This is a genomic window from Achromobacter sp. RTa, from assembly GCF_000757485.1.
Lineage (GTDB): Bacteria > Pseudomonadota > Gammaproteobacteria > Burkholderiales > Burkholderiaceae_B > Achromobacter.
On sequence record NZ_JPYO01000009.1, the window covers coordinates 21447 to 28168 of the forward strand.

Below are 6722 nucleotides of genomic sequence, written 5' to 3' on the forward strand. Positions count from 1 at the left end.
GAACGATCAATGACGAACCTATCGATGGCGGACGTTGCCAGCTGGCACGCCCACGTGTACTTCGACGCAGGCAGCAGGGATGCCGCCTTCGCGCTGCGCGAGCGGATCGCCGACGCGTTCGGCGGCCGGATGGAACTGGGACGCTTCCACGAGCGCCCCGTCGGCCCCCATCCGCAATGGAGCTACCAGATCGCATTCGAGCCGGCGCAATTCGCCGAGATCGCGACCTGGCTCGCCCTGCACCACGGAGCCCTGGACGTGTTCATGCACCCCAACACCGGCGACTCGCTGCGCGACCACCGCGACCGCGCCGTCTGGATCGGGCGCAGCCACGTGCTGAACCTGCACGCGCTGGGCGCCTGATCAGAGCGCGCGGCCCACGATAAGTGGATCCAGCGCCATCGCCGGGTCGCCGCTCTTGCCTTCATACGGCAGGCGGCTCAGCACATAGCGCATGGCATTGAGGCGCGCGCGTTTCTTGCAGTCCGACTTGACCACGACCCACGGCGCGTCCGCGGTGTCGGTGTGGGCGAACATCGCCTCCTTTGCGCGCGTGTAATCGTCCCATTTGTCCAGCGAGGCCAAGTCCACCGGGCTCAGTTTCCACTGCTTGAGCGGATGGACCTTGCGCTGCTGGAAGCGCCGCAGCTGTTCTTCGCGGCTGACGGAGAACCAGAACTTGATCAGGTGGATGCCGCTGGAGACCAGGTGGCGCTCGAAATCCGGCACCTGGCGCAGGAAGTCCTGGTATTCGCCGTGCGTGCAAAAGCCCATCACGCGCTCCACGCCGGCGCGGTTGTACCAGGAGCGGTCGAACATGACGATCTCGCCCGCCGTGGGCAGGTGCTGCACGTAGCGCTGGAAGTACCACTGGCCCCGCTCGGTGTCCGACGGCTTTTCCAGGGCGACCACGCGCGCTCCGCGCGGGTTCAGGTGTTCCATCATGCGTTTGATGGTGCCGCCCTTGCCCGCCGCGTCGCGGCCTTCGAACAGGATGACGACGCGCTGGCCCGTGGCCTTGACCCAGGCCTGCAGTTTCAACAGTTCGACCTGCAGGCGGTACTTCTGCTTTTCGTAGTTGCGCCGCTGCATGCGATGGCGGTAAGGATAGATGCCTTCGCGCCAATCCACGACCAGTTCGTCGTCGGCGTCGAGGGCCCCGTCCGGCGCCCGCGCGCCCGCTTCCAGCAAGGCGCGGTGCACGGCCTGCGCATCGTCCGGAGACAGTTCCTCGATGACCGAACGCAGGGCCTCGCGCGCCTGGATGGGATCGGCGGCGTGATGGCGCCGCGCGATGTCGGCCAGCACCGCCACGGCCTCCTGCCGCGCGGCGGCCACGCGAGCGGAGATGCGCTTGCGGGCGTCCAGCTCGGGCCTGGCCGTATCCTCGGGTTCCGGCGCGAGGTCCTGGCCGGCGCTGTCCGGCATCTTGTCCGTCATGGAGTTCTCCTTGTTGCGCTTGCCATCCGGCCCGCGGCGGCCGGGCGGTCGCCTGCTTTCCTGCCGGCAAACGCCCGGAGCCCGGCGGGGCAGACGGCGCGGATTTGACGTGTATGCCCGGTTGTAGCATCTTTGGCTAGCCAGGTCCGCAACGGGCCTGCCAGCCCTCACCTCTCTTTCACGGCGCGCCATGTGGTCATTCATCAAACGGCTGCTCGCCGGCCCTCCGCCGGCCGAGGATCCCCTGCGCGAAACCCTGCGTTTCGACGACGCCGGCCTGACCCGCAGCGGTGAGCTCTTGCGCGCCATGCGGCAGCGCGAATTCTTGCCCTGGAGCGAGATCCACGAGTTCGGATTCCGCTATGCGCAAGCCATGTTTCCCGACCCATGGTCCGGCGATTACATGGAAGGCCTGTGGCTCTTCCGCGTTCCCAGCGACGGAGGCGGGTTGATGGCGATGGAATTCGACGAAGCCGTGCTCGACATCGACCGCCTGCCCCCCGCCCTGCTGCGCAACCTCCCCGGCCTGGACATGGACACATTGCGGACGGGGCTGGCCGCAGCCCGCCGGGGCCCGCGCAATTTCGAGGAAGAAGGCGAATGGATAGCGTGGCGGCGCGCGGCGCCGTCTCAGGCTACAGCCGGTCCAGGCCCTGCCTGAGGTCCGCGAGAATGTCCTCGGGAGTTTCCAGGCCCACGGACAGCCGCAGCAGGCCCTCGGACAGGCCGTAGCGTTCGCGGTCCTCGGGCGTGTAGCTCGCATGGGTCATGGACGCGGGATGCTGGATCAGGGTCTCCGGATCGCCCAGGCTTACCGCGATACGCGCCAGCTTCAATCCATTGAGCAAGGCGCGGCCGGCGGCAATGCCGCCCTTCAGCTCGAACGCCACCAGACCGCCTCCAGCCGCCAGCTGGCGCCGCGCAATATCGGCGCCCGCAGAGTCGGGCAGGCCCGGATAGAACACCTCGGCCACCGCGGCGTGGCCGCGCAGCAGCTCGGCGACCCTCCCGGCCGATTCGCTGTGGCGCTGCACGCGCAGTTCCAGCGTCTTGATGCCGCGCAGCACCAGGAACGCCGTGAACGGCGACAGGGTCGCGCCGGTGAAGTAGCGCAGTCCCCGCAGGCGGATGGCGTCGATGTGTTCCTTGCGCCCCAGCACCGCGCCGGCCAGCAGGTCGCCGTGCCCGCCCAGGTACTTGGTGGCGGAATGCAGGACGATATCGGCGCCGTGTTCGATCGGGCGCTGCAACACCGGCGTGGCGAATGTGTTGTCGACGATGGTCAGCAGGCCTTTGCCGCGCGCGATGGCGGACACGGCGGCGATGTCGACCAGGCGCAGGTTGGGGTTGGCGGGAGTCTCGAAGTAGACGGCGCGCGTCTTGGGGCCGATGGCCGCGGCCACGGCTTCCGGACGAGTGAAGTCCGCGAACACCGCGCGCACGCCGAAGCGCGTCAGGCCCTGCGCGAACAGCGTGAAAGCGGTGCCATATACGATCTGGTCCACCACGATTTCGTCGCCGCTTTGCAGCAGCGAGAACAAGGTCGCGGAGATGGCCGCCATGCCGGAGGCGGTCACCACGCCAGCCTCGGCGCCTTCCAGCGAAGCCAGCCGCTCCTCCAGCAGCGCCTGCGTGGGGTTGCGCGTGCGGCCATACACATAGCCCTGCCGTTCGCCCAGGCGGATCTGATCGAAGGCCTCGATGCTGTCCTGGGTGTAGGTGGAGGTCAGGTAGAGCGGCGGCGACAGCGCGCCCTGCTCCTCCAGCGGGTCGTAGCCCAGGTGGATGGCGCGCGTGGCGAAGCCGTGTTGCGAGGTGTCGGACATCTTGGAATTCCTATCGTCGGGTAGCGCAAGGGCCAGCGCCCTTGCCGGGAAATCAACGTTTGTGGTCGGCGCGGCGCGACAGCCATTCGCCGGTGAACTGCACGATCGACACCAGCGCGATCAGGATCACGATCACCTCGAACATCACGCGGGTCTCGTAGCGTTCGTAGCCGTAGCGGATCGCCAGGTCGCCCAGTCCGCCCGCGCCCACGGCGCCCGCCATGGCCGAGGCGTTGATCATGGCGATGACGCTCACCGTCATGCCGCCGATGATGCCCGGCAGCGCTTCGGGCAGCAGCACGTGGCGCACAATGTGCCAGCGCCGGCATCCCATGGCGCGCGCGGCCTCCACCAACCCGTGATCCACCTCGTTCAGGCTGACCTGCGCAATACGCGCGAAGAATGGGACCAGGTTGGCCGACAGCGGCACGATGGCGGCCCACGTGCCCAGGGTGGTTCCCACCAGGAAGCGCGTGAAAGGCAGCATGGCCACCAGCAGGATGATGAAAGGGATGGCCCGGAACGTGTTCACCGTAATCGACAGCGCCTTGTTGAAGCGCGGCCGGGGATAGAGGTTGCCCGGCGCGGTGACGGTCAGGACGACCGCCAGCGCCAGGCCGGAAACGATCGCGATGGCGGCCGAGATACCAACCATCGCCAGGGTCTGCAGGAATGCCTGCACGTATTTATCGAGCATCGGCAGCGACATAGCCCAGCACCTTGATCTGATCGGCCACCAGCGCGGCGCGCGCGGCCTCTTCCTGTAAAGCGCCCGCGGGCACCGACACCAGCAGACTGCCTTGCGCATGCCCGCGCAGGCGGTCCAGCCCTCCGTGCAGGAGCGTCGCGCCGGGGCCCAGCGCGGCCAGCGCCTGCAGCGACACGCCCTCGGGCCTCCCCTGCCCCGTGAAACGCAGCCGCAGCACGGCGATTCCTTCGCGGCCCTGCAGGTCGGGCACCAGCCGTGCCTCCAGGTCCGCCGGCAGATCGTGCTGCAGGGGCCGCAGCAAGGCGCGCGTGGCGTCCGCCTGCGGATTGCCGAAGACGCGCCAGACTTCGCCTTGCTCCACTTTGCGGCCCCCGTCCAGCACCAGCACCTTGTGACAGATTTCGCGGATCACCGCCATGTCGTGCGTGATCAGCACCACCGTAAGGCCCAGCTTGCGGTTGATGTCGCGCAGCAGCGTCAGGATCGAATGCGTGGTTTCGGGGTCCAGCGCCGACGTGGCCTCGTCGCACAGCAGGATTTCCGGCTCGTGCACCAGGGCGCGCGCGATGCCGACCCGCTGTTTCTGGCCGCCGGACAATCTGGCGGGATAGGCGTGCGCCTTGTCGCGCAGCCCCACCAGGTCCAGCAGCGCCTCGACGCGGGCGCGCGCCGCGACCGGTTTCACCCCGGCCACGCGCAGCGGCAAGGCCACGTTCTCGGCCACCGTCTTGGCCGACAGCAGATTGAAGTGCTGGAAGATCATCCCGATGCGGCGGCGCAGCCCCACCAGCGCGTTCTCGTCCAGCCCGCCCACGTCCATCCCATCCACCAGCACGCGGCCGGCGCTGGGCCGCTCCAGCATATTGATGGAGCGCAGCAGCGTGGACTTGCCGGCGCCGCTTCTCCCGATGATGCCGAACACCTCGCCGCGCGCGATGGAAAACGAGACGTCGGACAGCGCCGCGACGGGCCCCTGCGCGCCCTCGTAGCGCTTTTGCAGCCCGTCGAACACGATGTGGGCGTCCAGAGCCTGGAGCGGCGGCGCGGCGGCCAGCTGCCCGATGGAAAATTCGTGTTGCATCATGGCTTAGAAAACCGGAATCACCGAACCTTCGTACTTGCTCAGGATGAACTGGCGCACCTCTTCCGAGTGGTACGCCTTGATCAGCTCGGGCACCCAGGGCGCGTTCTTGTCCTGCTCGCGCACCGCGATGATGTTCACGTAGGGATTGTTCTCTTTCTTCTCGACCGCGATGCCGTCGCGCGTGGCGATCAGCCCGGCCTGGTAGGCGAAGCTGTTGACGATGGCGGCCGTGTCCACGTCGGGCAGCGAGCGCGCCAGCACGACGGAAGCGCTCTCGACGAAATCGAGCTTCCTGGGGTTGGCCGTCACGTCGGCCAGCGTGGCCGTGCCCGTCGCCGGATCGAAGCCGTTCTTCAGCGTGATCAGCCCCTGGTCGCGCAGGATGACGAGCGCCCGCGTCTGGTTGCTGGGGTCGTTGGGAATGCCGACGCGGGCGCCGTCCGGCAGGTCTTTCAGCGATTTGTACTTGCGCGAATAGAACGCGATCGGCGAAATCAGCGTGTTGGCCACCGGCACAAGCTTGTAGCCGCGCTGCTCGATCTGGTCGTTCAGGAAGGGAATGTGCTGGAAGGCGTTGGCATCGAGGTCGCCATTGTTCAGCGCCTCGTTGGGGCTGGCTGTGCCGGTGATGACCACGGGCTCCACGGCCAGGCCGTTCTTCTTGGCGACCTCGGTCACCACTTCCCAGATCTGCTCGTCGACGCCGCCGCGCACGCCGACTTTCAAAGGCTTGGGATCCGCCGAAAAGGCCGGCCCATGGAACATCGCCGCCGAGGCCAGCACTACGCCAAGCAGCTTCTTCAAAAAACGGGGAGTCATATTGGAATCGCCTCTCAGGCTAAGCGGTTATGAGAGAAACGATTCTAGGGACGGGCATCCGCCCGGCGAACGAATAGTTCGTTGAGTCTTTATTACAAGGGTGTTTGGTTATGGCCGCGCGGCATATGCCTGCCGCGCGGATCCCGCCGTGGAATCAGAAGGGCTTGACCACGACCAGCGTGACGATCGCGGCGGACGCGACGACCGTGAACGGCGCGTACAGGTCGACCAGCGGCGGGCGCCGGCCGCTGCCGGCCGCCATGCGGCGCAAGGCCGCGCTCTGGATGCCAAGCAGGGCCGACAAGGCCAGCGCGAAGCCGATCTTGACCCAGATCCAGCTCATGGCGAACCAGCCGAAGGTCGCGGCCAGGTGCAGGCCGACAAGCCAGGTCAGCACCATGGCCGGCGTGGTCACGAACAGCGTCCAACGGCGCAGCGCGCCCAGCATCTTGCGTTCTTTCGGAGCTTCATCGCTTTCCTGCGGCGGCGAAGACAGGAGGAACAGCGACACGAACAGCGAGCCGCCCAGCCAGGCGACCACGGCCGCCACGTGGAGCATTTTGAGTAGTTGGTATGTCATGGCCCGGATTATCGCCGGATGCGGACGCGTTCGCTAACAGCCGCTTGGCGGCCGTTTGCGCTACAGCAAACCGGCGCCCGGAGGCAGGCTCAGTTGGCGGCCTCCGGGCCTGCCGGCGCGGGAGGGGGAGCCGGCGTGGTAGCCGGCGTGGCCGCGGGCTTGGGCGCGGGAGCAGGCGTGGAGGTGGACGGCCCGGATCCGGCGCTGGCGGGCGTCGACGGCGCCGCGGCCGGCGGCGGGCTGCCCGCGGGCCCGGACTGGCCG

At 67.7% G+C, this 6722-nt stretch carries 8 protein-coding genes; 2 read left to right on the forward strand and 6 right to left on the reverse strand.

The annotated features are described in order from the left end of the window. Positions 1-9: 9 nt before the first annotated feature. A complete protein-coding gene (locus JL37_RS04565) occupies positions 10-363 on the forward strand; it encodes a DOPA 4,5-dioxygenase family protein (RefSeq protein ID WP_043542374.1) in 354 nt (117 codons plus the stop codon). On the opposite strand, the gene ppk2 is transcribed toward JL37_RS04565, so the two are convergent. Continuing rightward, positions 364-1440 (reverse strand): polyphosphate kinase 2, encoded by a 1077-nt coding sequence (gene ppk2 / locus JL37_RS04570; RefSeq protein ID WP_043542376.1) that lies wholly within the window; start codon positions 1438-1440, stop codon positions 364-366. It abuts the gene before it with no gap. Positions 1441-1630: 190 nt separating this feature from the next. On the opposite strand from ppk2, the gene JL37_RS04575 reads away from it, so the two are divergent. Further along, positions 1631-2101 carry a hypothetical protein gene (locus tag JL37_RS04575; RefSeq protein WP_043542378.1) on the forward strand — a complete coding sequence of 157 codons (471 nt, stop codon included), beginning with the start codon at positions 1631-1633 and terminating at the stop codon, positions 2099-2101. Here JL37_RS04575 and JL37_RS04580 read toward each other — a convergent pair. From JL37_RS04580 to JL37_RS04600, 5 genes are all read right to left on the reverse strand, one after another. Continuing rightward, entirely contained in the window at positions 2076-3266 is a 1191-nt protein-coding gene (locus JL37_RS04580) for a PLP-dependent aspartate aminotransferase family protein (protein WP_043542379.1), read from the reverse strand. The genes JL37_RS04575 and JL37_RS04580 overlap by 26 nt on opposite strands. 52 nt (positions 3267-3318) lie before the next feature. After that, positions 3319-3975: a methionine ABC transporter permease gene (locus JL37_RS04585; RefSeq protein ID WP_043542380.1), complete on the reverse strand. Its 657-nt coding sequence runs from the start codon at positions 3973-3975 to the stop codon at positions 3319-3321. Beyond that, positions 3953-5059 (reverse strand): methionine ABC transporter ATP-binding protein, encoded by a 1107-nt coding sequence (locus JL37_RS04590; RefSeq protein ID WP_043542381.1) that lies wholly within the window; start codon positions 5057-5059, stop codon positions 3953-3955. The genes JL37_RS04585 and JL37_RS04590 overlap by 23 nt, the downstream gene beginning before the upstream one ends. Positions 5060-5062: 3 nt before the next feature. Beyond that, entirely contained in the window at positions 5063-5878 is an 816-nt protein-coding gene (locus JL37_RS04595) for a MetQ/NlpA family ABC transporter substrate-binding protein (protein ID WP_043542384.1), read from the reverse strand. Positions 5879-6032: 154 nt separating this feature from the next. Next, positions 6033-6458, reverse strand: a complete 426-nt coding sequence (locus JL37_RS04600; protein WP_043542385.1) for a CopD family protein — start codon at positions 6456-6458, stop codon at positions 6033-6035. Between the last annotated feature and the right edge of the window lie 264 nt (positions 6459-6722).